The 19,045-nt window shown below is 36.3% G+C and carries 20 protein-coding genes and 1 pseudogene; 6 read left to right on the forward strand and 15 right to left on the reverse strand.

Translation table 11 applies throughout. The annotated features are described in order from the left end of the window. Positions 1–205 precede the first annotated feature (205 nt). From BW986_RS18410 to BW986_RS18420, 3 genes are all read right to left on the reverse strand, one after another. The gene (locus BW986_RS18410; RefSeq protein ID WP_076369922.1) at positions 206–1,525 is read right to left on the reverse strand and encodes a UDP-glucose dehydrogenase family protein; all 1,320 of its coding nucleotides are present in this window, start codon (positions 1,523–1,525) and stop codon (positions 206–208) included. A gap of 1 nt (position 1,526) precedes the next feature. Next, positions 1,527–2,432 carry a UTP--glucose-1-phosphate uridylyltransferase GalU gene (gene galU / locus BW986_RS18415; RefSeq protein WP_076369459.1) on the reverse strand — a complete coding sequence of 302 codons (906 nt, stop codon included), beginning with the start codon at positions 2,430–2,432 and terminating at the stop codon, positions 1,527–1,529. Positions 2,433–3,706: 1,274 nt separating this feature from the next. Then, a complete protein-coding gene (locus tag BW986_RS18420) occupies positions 3,707–4,222 on the reverse strand; it encodes a hypothetical protein (protein WP_076369461.1) in 516 nt (171 codons plus the stop codon). Positions 4,223–4,991: 769 nt separating this feature from the next. On the opposite strand from BW986_RS18420, the gene BW986_RS29710 reads away from it, so the two are divergent. Next, the gene (locus BW986_RS29710) at positions 4,992–5,312 is read left to right on the forward strand and encodes a site-specific integrase (protein ID WP_142244680.1); all 321 of its coding nucleotides are present in this window, start codon (positions 4,992–4,994) and stop codon (positions 5,310–5,312) included. A gap of 201 nt (positions 5,313–5,513) precedes the next feature. Here the strand turns inward: BW986_RS29710 and BW986_RS18425 are convergent, their stop codons facing one another. Further along, on the reverse strand, positions 5,514–6,110 hold the full coding sequence (locus BW986_RS18425) for an RIO2 family protein (RefSeq protein WP_076369463.1): 597 nt from the start codon (positions 6,108–6,110) through the stop codon (positions 5,514–5,516). A gap of 286 nt (positions 6,111–6,396) precedes the next feature. Here BW986_RS18425 and BW986_RS18430 point away from each other — a divergent pair, with 286 nt between their 5' ends. The 4 genes from BW986_RS18430 to BW986_RS18445 all read left to right on the forward strand — a co-directional run bounded on the left by BW986_RS18430 (position 6,397) and on the right by BW986_RS18445 (position 10,484). After that, entirely contained in the window at positions 6,397–6,864 is a 468-nt protein-coding gene (locus BW986_RS18430; RefSeq protein ID WP_076369465.1) for an NUDIX hydrolase, read from the forward strand. A 5-nt stretch (positions 6,865–6,869) separates the two neighbouring features. Beyond that, positions 6,870–7,958, forward strand: coding sequence for a glycosyltransferase (locus tag BW986_RS18435; protein ID WP_260320895.1), 1,089 nt, complete (start codon positions 6,870–6,872; stop codon positions 7,956–7,958). A 595-nt stretch (positions 7,959–8,553) separates the two neighbouring features. Further along, entirely contained in the window at positions 8,554–9,342 is a 789-nt protein-coding gene (locus BW986_RS18440; protein ID WP_076369467.1) for a HipA family kinase, read from the forward strand. Between the two features lie 497 nt (positions 9,343–9,839). Beyond that, a complete protein-coding gene (locus tag BW986_RS18445; RefSeq protein ID WP_076369469.1) occupies positions 9,840–10,484 on the forward strand; it encodes a 2OG-Fe(II) oxygenase in 645 nt (214 codons plus the stop codon). Positions 10,485–10,680: 196 nt separating this feature from the next. On the opposite strand, the gene BW986_RS18450 is transcribed toward BW986_RS18445, so the two are convergent. From BW986_RS18450 to BW986_RS18485, 8 genes are all read right to left on the reverse strand, one after another. Beyond that, positions 10,681–11,460 carry a hypothetical protein gene (locus BW986_RS18450; protein WP_076369471.1) on the reverse strand — a complete coding sequence of 260 codons (780 nt, stop codon included), beginning with the start codon at positions 11,458–11,460 and terminating at the stop codon, positions 10,681–10,683. 618 nt (positions 11,461–12,078) lie between these two features. After that, positions 12,079–12,504, reverse strand: a complete 426-nt coding sequence (locus BW986_RS18455; RefSeq protein WP_076369473.1) for a VOC family protein — start codon at positions 12,502–12,504, stop codon at positions 12,079–12,081. Positions 12,505–12,928: 424 nt separating this feature from the next. Then, a complete protein-coding gene (locus tag BW986_RS18460) occupies positions 12,929–13,357 on the reverse strand; it encodes a DoxX family protein (RefSeq protein WP_076369475.1) in 429 nt (142 codons plus the stop codon). Between the two features lie 68 nt (positions 13,358–13,425). Further along, a complete protein-coding gene (locus tag BW986_RS18465) occupies positions 13,426–14,280 on the reverse strand; it encodes a M56 family metallopeptidase (protein WP_076369477.1) in 855 nt (284 codons plus the stop codon). Then, positions 14,280–14,696, reverse strand: a complete 417-nt coding sequence (locus BW986_RS18470) for a BlaI/MecI/CopY family transcriptional regulator (protein WP_063233685.1) — start codon at positions 14,694–14,696, stop codon at positions 14,280–14,282. Before BW986_RS18470 ends, BW986_RS18465 begins: the two co-directional genes overlap by 1 nt. A 260-nt stretch (positions 14,697–14,956) precedes the next feature. After that, entirely contained in the window at positions 14,957–15,637 is a 681-nt protein-coding gene (locus BW986_RS18475; RefSeq protein ID WP_076369479.1) for an NAD(P)H-binding protein, read from the reverse strand. A gap of 73 nt (positions 15,638–15,710) precedes the next feature. Further along, positions 15,711–16,280, reverse strand: a complete 570-nt coding sequence (locus BW986_RS18480; RefSeq protein WP_076369926.1) for a histidine phosphatase family protein — start codon at positions 16,278–16,280, stop codon at positions 15,711–15,713. A gap of 27 nt (positions 16,281–16,307) precedes the next feature. Then, positions 16,308–16,658, reverse strand: coding sequence for an avidin-fold protein (locus BW986_RS18485; RefSeq protein WP_397222595.1), 351 nt, complete (start codon positions 16,656–16,658; stop codon positions 16,308–16,310). A 235-nt stretch (positions 16,659–16,893) separates the two neighbouring features. On the opposite strand from BW986_RS18485, the gene BW986_RS18490 reads away from it, so the two are divergent. Next, positions 16,894–17,415, forward strand: coding sequence for a DUF2179 domain-containing protein (locus BW986_RS18490; protein WP_034306915.1), 522 nt, complete (start codon positions 16,894–16,896; stop codon positions 17,413–17,415). Between the two features lie 41 nt (positions 17,416–17,456). On the opposite strand, the pseudogene BW986_RS18495 reads toward BW986_RS18490, so the two are convergent. The 3 genes and pseudogenes from BW986_RS18495 to BW986_RS18505 all read right to left on the reverse strand — a co-directional run. Next, positions 17,457–17,729 (reverse strand): annotated as a pseudogene (locus BW986_RS18495) (HNH endonuclease); the annotation flags it as partial. Positions 17,730–17,750: 21 nt separating this feature from the next. Then, the gene (locus BW986_RS18500) at positions 17,751–18,155 is read right to left on the reverse strand and encodes a cytosolic protein (protein ID WP_076369485.1); all 405 of its coding nucleotides are present in this window, start codon (positions 18,153–18,155) and stop codon (positions 17,751–17,753) included. 63 nt (positions 18,156–18,218) lie between these two features. Next, positions 18,219–18,974 carry an exodeoxyribonuclease III gene (locus tag BW986_RS18505; protein ID WP_076369487.1) on the reverse strand — a complete coding sequence of 252 codons (756 nt, stop codon included), beginning with the start codon at positions 18,972–18,974 and terminating at the stop codon, positions 18,219–18,221. Between the last annotated feature and the right edge of the window lie 71 nt (positions 18,975–19,045).

Genomic DNA, 19,045 nt, shown 5'->3' on the forward strand with positions numbered 1-19,045 from the left:
GCCTAATACAAAGGGGGGATTGAAGTAAATGCCATGACACAAGATTATTTGCAATCAATGGATCGATGAAGCTCTTTCTTCCATTTAAAGAAATATAAAAAAGCACCCAAGAACTATCAAGGGTGCTGCATTGCCAGTTTGAACCTAATTTATGTCTTTAATGAATCATGTTCGGGTTAATGGAGTGTTAGAAAATGTTTTCGCTTTATGTCATGCCAATAACAATTGCCGGTCTTCCTATTGGATAATATTCAATTTTCTTGCACGCTTTGATTCGATCTTCTTCAAGACAATTTCTGCCATCAAAAACAATCGGTTGTCTCATTGTATTCATCAATGTCTCTAGGTCTAAATGTTTAAACTCATTCCATTCGGTAACAATAAATACAGCATCCGCATCCACTGCCGCTTCGCGAACTGAGCTGGCAAATCTGATTGTATCCCCTAATATCTTCTTCGCATTATCTATTGCCACCGGATCGTAAGCTACCACTTCTGCACCAAGTTTGGTTAATGAACGCGCAATTTTGATGGATGGAGCTTCCCTCATATCGTCTGTCTCTGGCTTGAAAGCAAGACCAAGCATTGCAACCTTTTTCCCTTTTAAATCCCCCATACGATTTATCGCTTTCGTTACAAGGAGTTGCTGCTGAAAATCATTAATCGCTACTGTTTCTTTTAACAGGGAAAAATGTACTCCATGTAACTTGGCAGTATGGAGCAACGCTTTAACATCCTTCGGAAAACAAGATCCACCATAACCAATACCGGGCTGTAAAAAAGCTTCTCCAATCCTTTTATCTTTTCCCATTCCCTTTGCTACATCTTTAACATCTGCACCTACTACTCCGCATAAATTGGCAACTTCATTGATAAAGCTAATCTTAGTCGCCAAAAAGGCATTAGAAGCATACTTAATCATTTCCGCACTTCTAATACTTGTTAGTATAAATGGTACATTTAACGGACGATACATTTCTTGTACATTCTTAGCCGCCTCATTATTTTCAGAACCGATGATGATTCTATCTGCCTTCATCGTATCCATAACGGCTGATCCTTGCCTTAAAAATTCAGGATTTGAAACCATATTAAAGGTGACCCTTTCGTTACAAAGGTCTTCCATGATTTTTTTAATAAAATCATTCGTACCAACTGGCACAGTACTCTTTATAACGACTACTGAACTCTGCACTAGGTTCGCGGCAATATCCTTCGCGGCTTGCACAATATACGATAAATCTGCTTCCCCATCCTCCTTTTGCGGTGTACCTACGGCAATGATGATAATCTCGGCACCATTCAGTGCCTCTCGATGAGATGTTGTAAACAGCAGTCTGCCCGCTGCGGCATTTTGAGCAAGCAAATTCTCCAGACCCGGTTCATATATTGGAGAAATCCCTTGACGTAAACTTTTTATTTTCTGTTCATCTGTATCAATACAAATGACACTATGCCCTATTTCGGACAAACAAACACCAGTGGACAGCCCGACATAACCTGTACCCAAAACGGCTATTTTCATATTATTCATGCTCTCTCTTTATAATCTGAAGGTTTTCTTTCTTATTTACATCCCTTAAATAGGAAAGTACCTCGTCTCTTATATCATCCCTGCGCAAAGCAAAGTCTATTGTTGCCTTAATGAATCCAACTTTATCACCAATATCATATCGGTTTCCCTCAAAGTTATATGCTAATACTGCCTGCTGCTTATTTAGCTCATTTATGGCATCAGTAAGTTGTAATTCATTACCATGTCCAACCGGAAGCTTTGATAATGTTTCAAAAATCTCGGGTCTAAAAACATAACGTCCCATTATCGCGTATCTGGAAGGAGCCTCTTCCCTTTTCGGTTTTTCCACCAAAGAATCGATATGAAAAAGGTTAGGCTCAATCATTGTCCCTTTTGGCTTAATAATTCCATATTTACTGACATCATTTTCCGGTACATTCTGAACTGCTACGACGGAACTGTTACAATACTCAAAAACACTGATGATTTGTCTCAGACAGGGTGTTTTAGACATAACGATGTCATCCCCTAACAAAACAGCAAAAGGTTCATTTCCAATGAAGCTTTTAGCACAGAGAATTGCGTGTCCTAGCCCCATCGGTTCCTTTTGGCGGACATAATAGATATTTGCCAAACTTGATATTTTCTGAACTTCCTCTAAAATATCCAGCTGATTTTTTCTTAAAAGTGCATCTTCCAACTCATAGGATTTATCAAAATGATCCTCTATTGATCTTTTGCCTCTACCGATTATGATAATAATTTCCTCTATACCAGAAGCTACTGCTTCTTCAACAATATACTGAATCGTTGGTTTATCAACAATCGGCAGCATTTCTTTAGCCTGAGCTTTTGTTGCAGGCAAAAATCGGGTCCCAAGGCCTGCGGCCGGAATAATGGCCTTTCGGATTTTCATAAGCTGCCTCCCTTTGTCATTCATTAATCCTTTATATGCATTAGGACAACTTCCGGTCTAGTTAGTAGCCCAATTAGTCCTTTTTTATTTAACGGGGGCCAGTGGCTATACATACAAGAATCACAAACTGGATGTGGCTGGGCGTCGCAACCTGCAGGTTTGTGCCAAATTAAAAACTCCATTACACTTTTTATGCAATGGAGTTACCATGGTTTTGGTGTAATGGTCGATAATACGGTGTGGATAAACCACTGTGCGAGCTTTTTTGCGGCTTTGTAGCCAGTCGGTATCCTTTATTCTTTCTTTGAAAAACTCTAGCCGTCAGAAATGAGGGCAACAATTTCTTTGATTAATATAATGGGGATTGCAAGTCCCTTTATTATGACTAATTTATAATGGGTTTTTATACCTTTATATCAAAATATATGATGGAATGCATTCATGATTTTGAGGGGGGGATTTTCACTGATAAATTCTTAATCTAATAGAAGACAATAAAAAGGGGAGGTTTATTCCCACCTCCATTTTTAATTGAATTGTTAACAGGCTTGATAACTAAGAGTACGAAATATGATGAAATGGATATAGTTTAGGCATTTTATTAGCTTTCTCCTAAAGCAACAACTTTTATCATCCTTGGTAAGGGTTAAGGCAACAATACTGATTCTCCGTACGTGAAGAGAAAAACTTGGCATATTGGATTCATTTCCAATGAATCAATCCGCAACATTTGCAATCCTCGGCAGGTCCAAATGGGCGCCATCGACGCGAAGGTTTCGAATTCTGCAGGAAAACACCCAACATCAACTACTTCGATATATTAAAGTTGGTTACTATACCCTTTTGAAGAGGCTCAAATAATTGGGGATGTACATTTGTCGGACAGGAGTGGGCAATACTGTGAATCCTGACATTGCTCCGACTAACCACACATTCGATCCTGCATCATACCCGACCTTTTGTCACTCTACGCTACATAGATATTACCGAAGAAGAAACAAGCAATACACTAAAAACATTGGCGTTCTCATTAAAAAATGACGTATTCAAAACGTTCGTAAATGTTAAAGTAAGTTCTTAAAACTAGTTTATACTTTTACGAACAATAAAAATGGCTGTTCAGGAGAAAACGCCTCCGTTCCCAAACGTCTACTTTCATGAACAAAGATGCTTGAAAGATTACGTAAAGAAACCGTACCTTTTACAGTAGTATTGGGTGGCAAATATACTAGTTTTCAAATAAAAAAGAAGAGGCTTTCTCAGCCTCTTCTTCTTTATTCAGTTTCATCTTCATTTTTATTACTGCCACTGCTAGTTGCTATATACATTGCAATCTGCGCCTTTTTTTCTAAATCTAAATCAAGTGTATCGATTATGCTAAAAGGCGATTTTAATTGGAGGGGTTGTGGCTGTGAAATCTTCGTTATTTCATGTAAGATTTGATTCAAGGTTTGTTCCTGTTCTTTAATTAACTGATTCTGAAGTTGAATCTGAAGTTCCTTCTGTTGTTGTTCTTGGCTTTGGAGTTGGGCTTGAATATTCTCTAGTGGTTGTGAAATCTTCGTTATTTCGCGTAATATTTTATTTAAAGTCTCATCTTGTTGTTTAATTAATTGATTCTGAAGCTGAACCTGAAATTCCTTTTGTTGTTGTTCTTGGATTTGGAGTTGGGCTTGAATATTTTCTAATATATGGTTAAAGTCATCATGCTTTTTATCATCTTTCTGACCCTTCTTATATTTTTTCATTTCGTCTTTCTTGTATTTATCTTTTCGATCATTTTTACCCATTAGGTTCCCACCTTTTTCACTATTTATTGGTTATGGAAGCGCACTTGAATTTCATATTGTGTAAAGTAAAATTAAAACAAATTGAAGCTTCCCTGCCTCAGCATTGTTGCTGGGAGCTAAGTCTAATTCTACAAGAATAATGGAAGCCAAAAAGAACGGTACAGTCTTAGCAGTATGAATGGGAAACGGTTGGTTGAATATTAGTGGCTTTTGGAAAAAATGACCTCTCCTTTTTATTTAGGAATCCATTCATGAGTACTTTGTTATTTTTCTTGACAGTGATCTTAAATAGGTAAACAACTATCACCATTCTTTCTATAGATATTCAACACACCTTTGAATGACTGAGCGTTTGTCATGTATGGACGTTAAACTTATACCACCTTGCAAAAATAAATAAAAAAAAACTTAATAAAAGAAGCAATCGTTATCTGTTTGTAAAAATATAATTTTACGAATATTGTAATTTGTTCTTAAACTGCAGTTTTATACGTCCGATAAAGGATATGGGACTTGACTACGGGTTGGGGACCTTCTTCTACTGACCACACCAAAGATCCCAAACCTTAAAGTAAAAATAATTCTCCGCGAATGCAAAATGGAAGCTATTCGCGACATGTATATCGCGAATAGCTTCCATGAGTTCCATGACTATATGAAAAACGTCTATAATCCTAACTTATTCCCATTTAAGAAAGGGACACCCCATTTTATCCTGCTCAGGCCTATCAGCAGTTAAATAAGGCCGTAGAGTTCGTTGGCGCGGAACATGTCGGCAACCATACCTTTCGGAAAAACGTTTGGCTATTGGTTTTACAAAGCCGCTAAGGATATTGTACCGCTGCCACAGATCCTGCATCATTCCCATCCATTTGTCACTCTACGCTACATGGATATTATCGAAGAAGAAACAAGCAATATACTAAACATTTTAGCGTTTTCATTTTTAAAAAATAAAAATGCAGTATTCAAAACGTTCGTACTTTTTCGAACGTTAACAATGGCTGTTCAGGAGAAACGCCTCCGTTCTCGACTTTGTACATTACGAACGGGAGTAACAAGGATATACTGCGCAAATCGCAAATTTTAAAGTCTAAGAGAGTTTTATCCTAAAAGACAAACTCCTTTACGTTAAAGAATCGACTTTAATCTTTTAACTTTTCCTGCTTGTACAACTTAAATGGTTTTGTGATGAATTCATCATGAGTTTTTTTACCTATGCCATACTTGCACAGGTTAAAGCCTTTGCGGTAGGCACTTCCCCATATTGTCCTACTATCGGATAGGTCTCCTATATCGCATTGAAATCGATATTTTTCTGCCAGTCTTCATATGATTCAGGATCGATTTTCTTTGCTTGTTCCAGGAATATATCCAATAACCCCAATTTCTTTAAATCACGAAACATCTTCGGATTATATGGATCATTCATTGTGAGGCCATCTGAATGATCGATTGCTTTCAGCACATTTCCCTTTGTTACAACAAAATGTCCGATTGAGGTCTTGATTCTACTAAATCCAACTCTCTTTAGTTCCTTTCGAATCATTATGATTTGTTCTGTAAACGATTCGGGAATATCCTGCTTTCCTTTCAAATGATCTTTTAGATTGGGACCTTTTAAATACTCCATAATTACATAGTTTGGTCCGACTTCATATAACTTCGGAACAATATGAGTTTCCTTTGCTGCTTCAAGTGCTTTCCCCTCTTTAGTTGCTGCGTTGGGATTGACATAAATTTTCACGCAACGATCTTCATCAAGCTGAAAAACTGCACCTTGACTTCCTTCCCCAATTAGTTTTAATGTGGTTGGATTATGAATAATAAGTCCCTTTTTACCGTTCTTTTCTATTCTCTCAACCTTTATTGTTTTAAAATCATTCATCCAATCTTCACCTCTTTTCATCTTTTTTATAACCATAATTATGATATGTAATCATCGATTAGTTGCTTTAGGTTAATAACACTTTTTCACAAAATTAAGACATACCCTCCCTAAAGGAAAGCTTTTCCCAGCATTTCTTCAGTGTCTTATGCTCATATACCTACAATAAAAAACTTCACAAAAAACATACAAATATATGTACTTGTCCGTTTCAAGTACTTTCCACTTTGCATTTAATAAAAAAGAGGAATTACCAGAAAGAAAATGATCAGAAAGGAGACCTGGTATGGGATACATTGAAGATTTACGTGCTCTCGTTGGGACCAGAGTTTTGATACTTACTGGTGTTACCGTTTTGGTTATCGATCAGAACAGCCGTTTTCTGATGGTACAATCCGATAAAATATGGAAATTGCCGGGCGGCTTTATCGAATTAGGAGAATCTGCGGAAGAGGCATGCAGACGTGAAATTTTGGAGGAAACCGGAATTAACATCGGTAACCTTCAATTAATTGGCGTCTTTTCAGGGAAGGACTATTTTACGAAGCTGCCTAATGGTGATCAATACTTTCCAGTCAATATTGCTTACGTGACCGAAGATATACTCAGCGGAGATTTAAAACCTGATGATATAGAAATACAAAAGGTTCAATTTTTTAAATGGTCCTCCTTTCCGAAAGAATTAACTGAACGAGATCGACAAATATTTCAAAGTTTTATCGAAAACTTGATTTCAGAGGGAAGGAAGGGATAGAAGAAGTGAAGACAATCGCTTTTTACATTAGGGAACCTATTAAAATAAATCAAGGATTTATGTACAATCAGATCATTATGTTGGATCAATATCGGCCTATTGTAATAGGCCCTTACCCAAGTAGCGACAATGTTCAATATCAGTTTGAACATTATTTTAATTTGAATGAAATTCAAGACCTTGGAACCTTCCTTAAGGAGCAAAATGTCGTGGCGATTCACGCTCATCAAGGGAAACACTCCATTGATATTTTACCAACAGCTATAGAGTTTGATATTCCTTTGATTGTGCATTTTCGGGGACGTGATTCATCCACTCAAACATATAAGAGATTTCGCGAAAATGTCCTCCGATATCAAAATTTAGTAAAACATGGAGCTGGCTGTTTTGCCGTTTGCCATTTTCTTGCAGATGAGCTAAAAAAATTAGGATTTAAAGACGATAAAATACATGTATTATATGGCGGTCTAGATTTAGATTTATACCCATATGTCCAACGTTCCCTACCTAAAGAAGGTGAAATCCGAATTTTGTCTGTAGCCAGGCTTGTCGAGAAAAAAGGATTTTTTACGCTTTTGAAGGCTTTTCAACGGATTCATCAGGAATACTCAAGAACGACACTGCACATCATTGGGACAGGCAAAGATGAAGAGAAGCTAAGAGTTTTCATTGATGAAAACCAATTAAACGAACACGTTTTTCTTAGGGGACCAATGGATTCTAACCAAATTTCTAAGGAATTAAGAGATTCCCATCTCTTTTGCCTTGCCAGTGAAACTGGCGAAGATGGCGATGTAGAAGGAATCCCAAATGCATTAAAAGAAGCCATGGCAAGCGGTTTGCCAGTCATCTCCACCTTTCATGGAGGGATCCCGGAATTGATTGAGCATAAAAAAACAGGATACCTTGTTCCTGAGAAAGATGATATAAAATTGGCTCAAGGTATAAAATATTTCCTGAGTCATCCAAGAGTATGGAAGAGATATACCAGAAGTGCAAGACAGGTTATTGATGAAAATTTTGATTTAAAAAAACAAATCATCGAACAACAAAGGCTATACAGCTTAATGGAAAAAAATAACGGAGCTAATTGACATTGTCAAAGTAAATGATAATTTGGTCAGTAAATTAGCAATGTTACTTCCCTCCTTTTGTCCCCCTCGAACTTGTATATATCCCAGATGAATTCATAAAAAGCACTCCTAAATCACATTCCAAAAAAGACAGATTCAGTTCAGAATGCCAATACACGAGATTGGACCATATGCATTTTCATTGTAGTTCATGACGGCGGCTATTTTGTCCATTTGATTACATGGAACATGTTTGGGTGGATATCATTGGCCTGAAAAAACGCTTACCCAGAATCTAAAATATGATATCCCTTACCAAGAAACTAACCGATGGGGTTTCGCTATGCTAAATGTAGAAGATTTTACATCATTTGTAGAAAAAATTGTGTCCCTTCCAAGCGAATTAACCATGAAGTTACGCAAACCATCCCTGTTGAGGGCGGGTTCCCGAAGGAGTAAAGTGAAGCGCTGTACAAATTTCTTTTAGAACAAAAGTTCATTTACCGAATCTAATAACCAATTTCATCGAACAATTCAAAAGCAATATGGTTAATAAAAAAGACAAGGTAAAAAAGAAATTGAGCTAGACAAATATTTTTAAAGGAGACAAAGTGATATGACTAAATATCCAGTTCGATATGTACAAACATTAAGGGGCGGAACCGCACATGTCATTCTTTTCAGCGATGGTAAAGAATATGTCGTGAAGTGGTTCGATACTACGAAAGATAGAGAAAAAGAAGTGGTCAATGAATATCTGGTCGGCAAATTGGCAGAGCTCCTTTCACTTCCCGTTATCCCGTTTGACCTTGTATATATACCGGAAGAATTCATCAAGAAAACACCTGAATTACAATCCACTAAACACAACTATAATTCTGGATACCAATATGGCTGTGTTTATATTAAAAACAGTACAGTTTTCGAAAATGTTAGAGAGAATCTTCCCACTAAGACGGATGTTAAAAATCGAGATATGCTAGCCGGTATAACGGTATTCGACCAATGGGTAAATAACTCTGATCGAGGTACGATGAATGTCATTTTGGAAAATCTCAGTGATGGTGGCTATTATGTCCATATGATTGATCATGGGAGAGTTTTTCCGGGACGTTACAAATGGTCAGCTCAAACGCTAAGTGAAACACCGGTATATAACTACCATTGGCCTTTTTATAAATGGGCCTTCTCTCTTCTCGATGATCACACAGAGCTAACATCATATATAGAAAAAATAGTGAAATTGCCGGACGAATCGATCTATCAAGTGATTGAATCAATCCCTAAAGAGTGGAATGTGAGCACGAAGGATAGAGATGCGCTCTACAAGTTTCTTTTAGAACAGAAAATAAAATTGCCAGATATCGTTGATCGCATCATCCAACATCATAGCAAACCAAAATAACGCTGGTTTTATCCACAGAAAAAAGTAACTCCTTATTAGCTTTAAAGGAGTTACTTTTTTTATCTATAAATCTTTCGATTCATACTTTTTTTCCTTTTTTTAAGTTTCTTGAACAGCTCATCTCGAAAGGAAATATCCTCCTTTTTTGCAAAGTCCTACTTTAATTGAAAAGAATGATAAAACTTGCACAAAAATATGTGTAAGTATGGTCATTTCATCTTTTTTACAAAAGGAAATAAATTCACATATGGCTTTTGGTGAAAATACATACATGAATATCTATACAAAGATACTTGTGCATATTGTGAGTTTGCTATAGTAAAGCGCCAGGTCACCAGTAATTTTTACTGGTCCACCTCATAATCGCAGCACTATTAATAAGAAATAAGAAACAGTTATATAACGAGGTTCATGGTATAATTAACATAGTAAAACGCTTACAGTAGCAGTTTAAACTAATTGTTCGGAAAATTCATTCTATTGGGAGTCGATGAAAGTTGACAGTGGAAACTAAAATAAGTAAAGAACAAACTATTTTTAATCATATTGGAAATAAAATCAAAACGGAAGACCGAGAAATTAATGTAATTGCTAGATTAGATGAACCACTAATTGTAATATTAGGGAATGTTTTAAGTGACGAAGAATGTGACGGACTTATCAAATTGTCAAAAGACAGAATGAATCGTTCCAAAATTGGAGTTATGCACGAAGTAAATGAGATAAGAACGAGCAGTAGTATGTTTTTTCAAGAAAATGAAAATGACATCATTACCAAAATTGAAAAAAGGATTTCAACAATCATGAATATACCCATTGAGCATGGAGATGGTATTCAAATTCTTAAATATACTCCTGGGCAAGAGTATAAAGCTCATTTTGATTTTTTTACATCCTCAAGTATAGCAGCAAAAAATAATAGAATTAGCACAATCATCATGTACTTAAATGATGTGGAGCATGGGGGGGAAACTTTTTTTCCTAAACTGAATTTTTCAGTGTCTCCGCGAAAGGGAATGGCTGTGTATTTCGAATATTTCTATAACGACAAAAATCTAAACGAACTAACTTTACACGGTGGAGCGCCCGTTATCACTGGGGAAAAATGGGTTGCAACGCAATGGATGAGGAGACAAAAATAGTCTGCAGCTTGATATTGTGTAAACCTTAGACTCTAAAGGCCTCAATTTTAGGTGCCTTAGTTCATTAGGCACCTATTTGTTATCAGGATTCTGTTTATTAAAAAAGTCCAAACGAAATTTGATAAAAAAAGGATGATCACTAGTCTAAATTAACACTGGTCGGTCTTTTTGAACTCCAATATTTAGAGCACACTATTCATTTACCCTTAGTACTTTTTCTAAAATTATCGTAATCGGTCTTAATGTAATGAAATACCTTTGCGTTGCCATTATGGTCTGGATGAGTTATTTTTAATAGCCCTTTATATTCTGCCAATACTTCTTTATTGCTCGCCGTTTTAGAAAGCCCTAATTTTTCACTATAATCATTTGATTGAGTGGTGGACTCAATATTGTAATTGTTTCTGATATTTTCTTTTAATTTTATCAATTCATTACGTAATTCAATATTTTCTTTTAATAAATCCTTTGTTTCATTTTGTAATTCACTTTTCTCATTCTTTAGAATGGCAACTTCCTTTTTGAACATATCCCTCTGCTGAATCAATATTCTTTTTGCAGTCTCATGAAGTTCTTCAATACCTTCTATATGCTTATCTTGAGCTTGTATTTTTAATTTTAATCGGTGTATGATTTCGTCCTTATTTTGATCTATGATATCATTTATAGCCAGCTTTGAAGCTGGGTCATCGTTTATGTATCCATTGTTCCTCTTTCCGTTTCCAGAATATTTAATCTTACCTTCGCGAAGCCAGCGACTAACAGTTTGTACACTATTACTTTCTGTTACTCCTGCATCTTTTAACATTTCAAATGCTTGATCTGTACCATCCATTATGTATCCAGTTTTTCTATTCTTGTTTCCTCCCTCATATTTAATCCTACCTTCACGAAGCCAGCGTCTAACAGTTTGTATACTGCTACTTTCTGATACTCCTGCATCCTTTAACAGGTCGAAAGCTTGATCTGTGTTCACATTGTTCCCCCTTTCCCCTTATTCCGCAATGTAATATTACCCGAATGATATTAGCCTATTAAAAGGAATATATTTTACAACGAATGCGACTAATTTGTATGTCAATGTTTTAAATAATAGCATAGCCATTTTCTAAACAAAGAACAAATAGATGAAGAATATATGACGAATATCACAGAAAGATAACGATAAGGTATCAAAATTAAAAGTGTGAAACCAGAAATACATTATCGGTAACTACTAAAATCATGATATCAATGGTGGAGTTCGGTTATTAAGAGCAATATATACTTTCTGATTGAATCCAGGATCATGGGAACTGAGAATGAACGCTACAATATACATAAACAGATGATATCACTGGCTATGCTACCGTGCGGGATGATCTTTGGCTGAATATGAACAGAAATAAGAATCATACCAATAATCTTATAAAGAGTACCGCAAGCAAAACGGGGATTTACAGCGTATAGGAAATTCCGATATTAAAAATCCCAATCTCTCATGGATATAAATGAGAAATTGGGATTTATTTATTCATCAATTACGATTTAAGTTGCAACTAAAAGACTCTAAAACAGCCGCTTTTCCATGTTGATATTATTTATCTTAAGAAAATTATTGTTGACCCTCTGTATAAACTTGGAAGGTTACTCCGAATTTATCTGTTACAATCCCATAAGCAGGGCTGAAAAAAGCTTCCTGCAGTGGCATTTTCACTTCTCCACCTTGAGATAAAGTTTCAAAGATTCGTTTTGATTTTTCAATATCATTAATTGAAATACAGATCGTTACTTGATCTCCAGATTGACTGGTTTGACCTGGAAACGTATCGGAAAACATGAGGTCCGTTTCCCCAACCTTTAACATTGCATGTGACACAAGATCCTTTGCTTCTTCTGGCAGAGGAAATTCTGGGTTTTCGGGCATTTCCCCAAAAGTTTGATTAAAAACGACTTTTGCATCCAATGCTTTTTCGTAAAATTGGATCGCTTCCTTTGCATTTCCGTTCATCATTAAATATGGAGATAATCGCATTGTCATAATTAAATAGCTCCTTTTGCTTTGAGTTTTTTACAAACCTTGAGAAATTTCCAAGCTTCCTATTGAACCGGTCAGTGGCATTAACCACTATACCATTATTACCCATGATTGTATTTTATAACAGGGAACGTGTGTTCGTCAACGGAATTTTACTGAAAACTATCATTTTTTTTGTGTTAACGGTTGAATTTTTCCAAAATGTTTGGTCCAGACTTGCAGTATGGTCATTTCGCAAAGTATTTTCGGATAATGCAGTCATGGAAAACTACTTTTGATTACCAAAATCTGAATCGATTTATTATCGATTTTTCACCATGAAGGATTTCAACCAAGAACAAGGTGAAAAGAAAAAGGCATGACTCCAGTAGATTGCCGGTTTCATGCCTCAAGGCTGTTTAATTTTTTGGGATATCGTTTATTATAATTAACTTGCTATCATTTCTGAATCTTGTCTTTTTTTATGGGTTGGCAATTTAGAGTCTATAGATAGGAAACGGCTTCCATTCATTACTAGGTGAAGTGCAATCATCATAAGAACGAGATCCAGTTCGTACCCAGTACCTTCTCCATTCCCCATAAAACCTGCTGGAAATTTCACATAAACAATTGCTCCAGCCATGATGAAAACAAGGAGGGCAGAAATTATTCTTGTTCCAAGACCTATAATTAAGGCAATTCCTCCAACCAATTCAATAATACCTACTACATAGGCCATAAATCCTGGAATCCCTATACTTTGAAACCATCCTGCAGTGTTTTCCAATCCGCCTTTGAATTTTGACAAACCATGCATGAAAAATGAAATTCCCAACATAACTCTTAATAAAAAGGTACCGATTTCTTGTTTATTCATGACACATCTCCTTTTTTTATTTTACACTACAAAGTGTAGTGTAATGTGGTAAAAAAATCAAGTGAAAGTCATCCGACAATCACTATAGTCATTCCCAGAAGTAAAACCAAAACATAAATAGAAACGAAAATCGTGGCAGTTTCAGCCCTCAAAGGAATTGATTTATGGGGCTCAATTAATTGCTGAAGTCTATAGTTAACTGATTCATTGGAGAAGTGGACAAGGACTGGAGGGGATTTATCAGTGCAACCATGTTTAATTAACTTCAATAAAGCGGCACTTATGCCTAATTCAGTCCCCATTTTATTAATCGCATTTTCGTCGGCTGATAATTCACTAATTATTTTGTAATTTTTATGACACCATTTTGTCAGTGGGACAAACCATAACCCATCTGAGATCAGCTGTAAAATAAAGATTACAAGCGGATCATATTTTTTTTGGTGAAAGGCTTCATGCTCCACTACCGCTTCTAGTTCATCAAAGTCCAATAATCGAATTAAACCAGTACTGAACACAATGAAAGGCCGCCTGAAACCAAGCGTAAACGCAAGAGGCCGTTCAGCGTTCACAACTAAGATATCATTGTTTACCCGATTGAATGTTTCATTTATGGATCTTGTCATATCAACGTTTTTTGAAAGAAAAAGCTTTTGTTTAAATCTTCTGGATAAGTAATATTGCTCTGCAATTTTGAATAATGTGCTCAATATACTATAGGATAATATTATACTGAGCAGGGTGACGACCACAAAGTAGTATACTGAATCTTCCTTGAATAAACTAAAACAAAATTTAAAAAAGTTGGCCTTAATATTCACACCAAAGAAGATATGTACTAAAAACGCCCCCATTTGGCACCATACTACACAGGCAATTAATAGACTCAGGCTCATAACAAAATAAGACTTTCTCTTCCACATTATAATTTATCCTTTTTTAACGATTGGATTTTTTGTTCCAATTTTTCAATTAAACCTTGGTCAGCGTCTTTCATGGCATCCAGCATATGGCTTATGACCGCCCCGCCAAATTCATCCAGCAAATTCTCAGTCAGTTTCTTTGACTGCTCTTCCAAAAACTCCGCTTTGGACTGCACCGGGCGAAATAATGAAAGTCTCCCTTCAGACCTCTTTTCAAGAATTCCTTTTTCTACTAAACGATTCATGACGGTCATTACTGTGTTGAAATTGATAGGTTTATCTAGCTCCAATGATTGCTGAACCGATTTAATGCTCTGTTCATCTTTATCCCATAAATATTCCATGATATTAGCTTCCAATGGACCAAAGAAACGATTCAGTCCAACTTCATCATATTTAAAATTTTTAATATTCATCTTTTACCACCTCCCACTACAAATTGTAGTGGAAATTCTTGTTACAATCAAGTTTCACCCGGAAGATTAGTTTCACGGATTTCTATAGATTGACTTTTCAGGACCCTATGTCCTTGCTTTACCAAGTTCCTCTGGTTCTCCACCTCTATTACACTGCACTCCTTTTTTCAGTAGCAAATGTTCATCCGTTCCTTTTTCCTTATAAGCAGTGATCAAAATTTGTTGATAAAATAAAAAAACGAGCCTATTGGAGGCTCGTTTCACAGATAAATAGTTTCTCTTTGTGCAAGTTTCTCTATTTCATCCGAATTATAAAAATGATATCCTTTTGCCGTCTTTTGGGCCGCAGCGTACATTGCAGCAGCTACTTTGTTTGCTTCTATTGCACGATAAGGGCGTAAAGGGCCAACGAAGATATATTTAGCAAAAGTACTTATCAGCCCAGAAATCTTTTCACCTGCCCTGAATTCCTTGCGTTCTCCAAGAAGTAAGGACGGGCGGAATATATGTACAGTATTCAATTCCAAGTGTTGTAGTGTTACTTCTACATCGCCCTTAACACGACTGTAGAAAAACCTTGATTTGGAATTGGCTCCCATAGCTGTTATGACGAGTAATTTTTCAACATTCGCTGTCTTTGCCATTTTAGTTGCTTCGATAACATAGTCATAATCCACTTTGCGAAAAGCATCCTTCGATTTAGCCTTTTTGATCGTAGTACCCAAACAAATGAAAACATCGCTGACTTTGAACAAATCGGCATACTTGGATAATTTATCGAAATCCACTACATGGCCTATGCACTTGGGATCAGTGAATTTCATTTCGCTTCTTGTCAGAAAATGGATTTCACTATAGATTTTGCTGTTGCTTAGCTCTTTAATCAACTTGGTGCCGACCAAACCTGTAGCCCCTAAAATCAATGCCGTCTTATTAGTCATGATTCCCTTCTTTCTATAATTAGCAACTAAATATCAATCATATCCATTTTAACTATAACCAAGCTTAATAGGACTAAGATAAATGATTTACTTGATTGAAATCATCAATTATCCAAGAGTCGACTTCAAATCTAATCGTACTCAAACATGCATTAAACAATCGCATTTCGTTGGATACGATTGACTCGTTTGACATCAAGCGTAAAATAAAATGAATGACGGCTCCATGTGCAACTAGTATAACTTTCTTATCGGGATACTCCTTCTGAATTTCCTGGAGTCCATTCATCAGCCTGTTTCGTAAAGATTCTTGATTTTCTTGACCAGGATATTCTTTATTCACGAATGCTGACTCCCTTTCAGCTGCTGTCATTCCTTCAGCGACGCCAAAATTCTTTTCAATGAATTCCATTTTTTCAATAACCGGGACTTCAATATAATGCGAAATGATATCTGCCGTTTCCCTTGCCCTTTTAAGAGGGCTTGAAATAATTACATCCCAATCATTTTTTGACAAAAATTCACCACATTGCCGTGCCTGAATCTTTCCGAGTTCATTTAAAGGAATATCAGTCTGCCCCTGCAGTTTCCCTAGTGCATTCCAATCTGTTTGACCATGCCGCACTAAACAAATAGTAGTAATTGTCCTCAAACCCCTCTAAGTAAATTATTATTTTTTCACTTCTTCAATGATGGAATGTCCTTCAGTCTGTTCGAGATCTGACCATTTCCATTTTTCATGCAAACGTATCCTTCCATCAGGCAACATTTCAGGGGTGGAAAGACAGCTTCCTCCTCTAATTTCCCCTTTTTCATTGATATGATTATACCTGAATTCCAGAGTTCCATCGAGATTGACAAGCCCTATTAATGTCCCTTTAACAATCTCTCCGCCCTGATAGCTTGCTGAAAGAATTGAGCCTTCTTGTGAATAGTGGAAGGAAGTATTTCCTGACACTTCTCCATTTTCAGAATTGACTTTAGCTTTGAACATCCGACCATCATAATTAAACATCATCATTCCCCCATATGAATTAATAAGGATAATGATACCAAATTAATTAAAAAAAGAATATTGAAAAATCTTATTGGATTTTAATTCTATGTTGATGGAAATGACACAAAAAATACATAATATTCCCCATTGAATTCCACTATTATAGTGTGGTTAGATTATGGAAGATGATACTTATGGAATGAACAATCCCCAAGTTGAAACGTCTAATTAAACTGGAAGATGTTGGTGAGGTGCTCAAGTGAAAGAAATACTTCTGATTCTACTATTACAACTTATTTATGTTCCGATTTACACGTTGCGAACCATTTTCTTAGTAAAAAATATTACCATACTTGCCTCGATACTTGGTATAGCAGAAATGTTAATATACGTTTTTGGTTTATCCCTAGTATTTGGCGGTGACCAAAGCATACTCGCCATGGTTGTATATGCAGTCGGTTTTGGAATCGGAATAATTTTTGGTACGAAAATTGAGCAAAAACTTGCCATCGGTTTTATTAATGTAACCGTTAATACTCAAACCAAAAATGAACATTTAGTAGATACACTGAGAAACAACGGATTTGGTGTAACTCTTTATACGGGCGAGGGCAGGGATAGCAACCGTTATCGTATGGAAATTTTGACAAAACGCAATCGTGAACAAGAATTGATAGCAACCGTTGAAAAGTTTGAACCTAAGGCTTTCATCATTTCATATGAACCACGTTATTTTAAAGGTGGGTTTTTATTGGACCGGTTGAAAAATAAAGCAAGCTGAATGAAATGCAAAAGCCCATCACTTCAAGATGGGCTTTTGCATTATTTCGTTTTTGATTTTCTGATTTTCACTGCCCTCGTTACCGGTTGTTTTTTAATCCACTTTAAGTATTTTTTTAATGCTTCATCATCTTTCAGCAATAGCACGGTATATAGGCGGATAGCCAGCTCTCGGTTTGAATACAGGGCGTGAATCTGTTTATGACATGATTTACAGAGATAGGCAATTGGTAAGTGGCTGCCGCCTGATTCTCTAGGTGTTAAATGATGGATTGTCAGTTCTATCCCGTTCCTGTCACAAAGCTCACAAGTACCTTCCTTCTCATTACCCGTCCATTATGGCTTTACGGATTTTCCTTCTTCTACAATATGAAACATCAAATGGGCAAGATGGTGGATAGGTCCATACTCTTCATTGTCATCATCTTCTTCATCCTCCACTTCCGCTTCATCCATCCCTTGTAAATAAAGTGCCATGAACTCATAAAAATCATTTTTAGTAAAGGAGTAACAATCACTTGGATCCTGATTATCTTCTTCATACTGTAAAACTAGATGAGATAAATCTCCCTCATCATCTTCAGCATCAAAAAAAACGAAATACCCAATATTTGTATCCAGTTCAAATAATCTGCGAAAGCCGCGTGATGTTGATTTTTCAAATTCAGCCGACGTCAATTTTTGCACTTGCATGCTGTCTACATTATCTTCCTGATGAAAGCCCACGATAAATGTGTTCATAATCTAACCTCCTGTTGAATATGGATAACCATTAGTATCCCCACTTAACAGAATTTATTCGATTTAGAGGTTTGTTTCCAAGACAACCGGACAATGATCGCTTCCCATGACATCGCAGTGAATGTTAGCCTCTATTAAAGAATCCGCCATACGTTTTGAAACAATGAAATAATCGATTCTCCACCCGATATTCCGCTCTCTCACTTTAGCCATATATGACCACCAACTATAGGCATCTTCCCGGTCCGGATAAAAATGGCGAAAAGTATCGATAAACCCTGCATCAAGTAGTTCAGTCATCTTTCCACGCTCTTCATTAGTGAAACCGGAATTCCCAATATTGGTTTTTGGGTTTTTTAAATCGATTTCAGAATGTGCGACATTAAGGTCCCCACAATAGACAACCGGCTTCACCAAGTCCAGTTCCTTAAGATAATTTAACATCTCATCTTCCCATTCGAGACGGTAATTCAGCCTGGATAAATCCCTTTTTGCATTGGGGGTATATACATTCACCATATAAAATTTCTCGAATTCCAGTGTTATGATCCTGCCTTCCGGCTCCTCGTCCAGCTCACCTACACCATATTTCACATTAAGCGGTTTTTCCTTCGTGAAAATGGCTGTACCGGAATATCCTTTTTTCAATGCATAATTCCAATATTGATGGTACCCTTCCAACTCAAGTGAAATCTGCCCTTCTTGTAGCTTAGTTTCTTGAAGGCAAAAAATATCTGCATCCACATCTTTAAAGTAATCTAAAAATCCTTTTTTTACACAAGCCCTTATTCCATTCACATTCCAGGATACCAATTTCATATTTTCTTTAATTCTCCTTATGGCCAATTAATTTCTTTACATTTCAACTATACTATTTATCTGCTTTTTTT

The sequence above is a fragment of the Peribacillus simplex genome (assembly GCF_900156045.1).
GTDB classification, from domain to species: Bacteria; Bacillota; Bacilli; order Bacillales; family DSM-1321; genus Peribacillus; species Peribacillus simplex_D.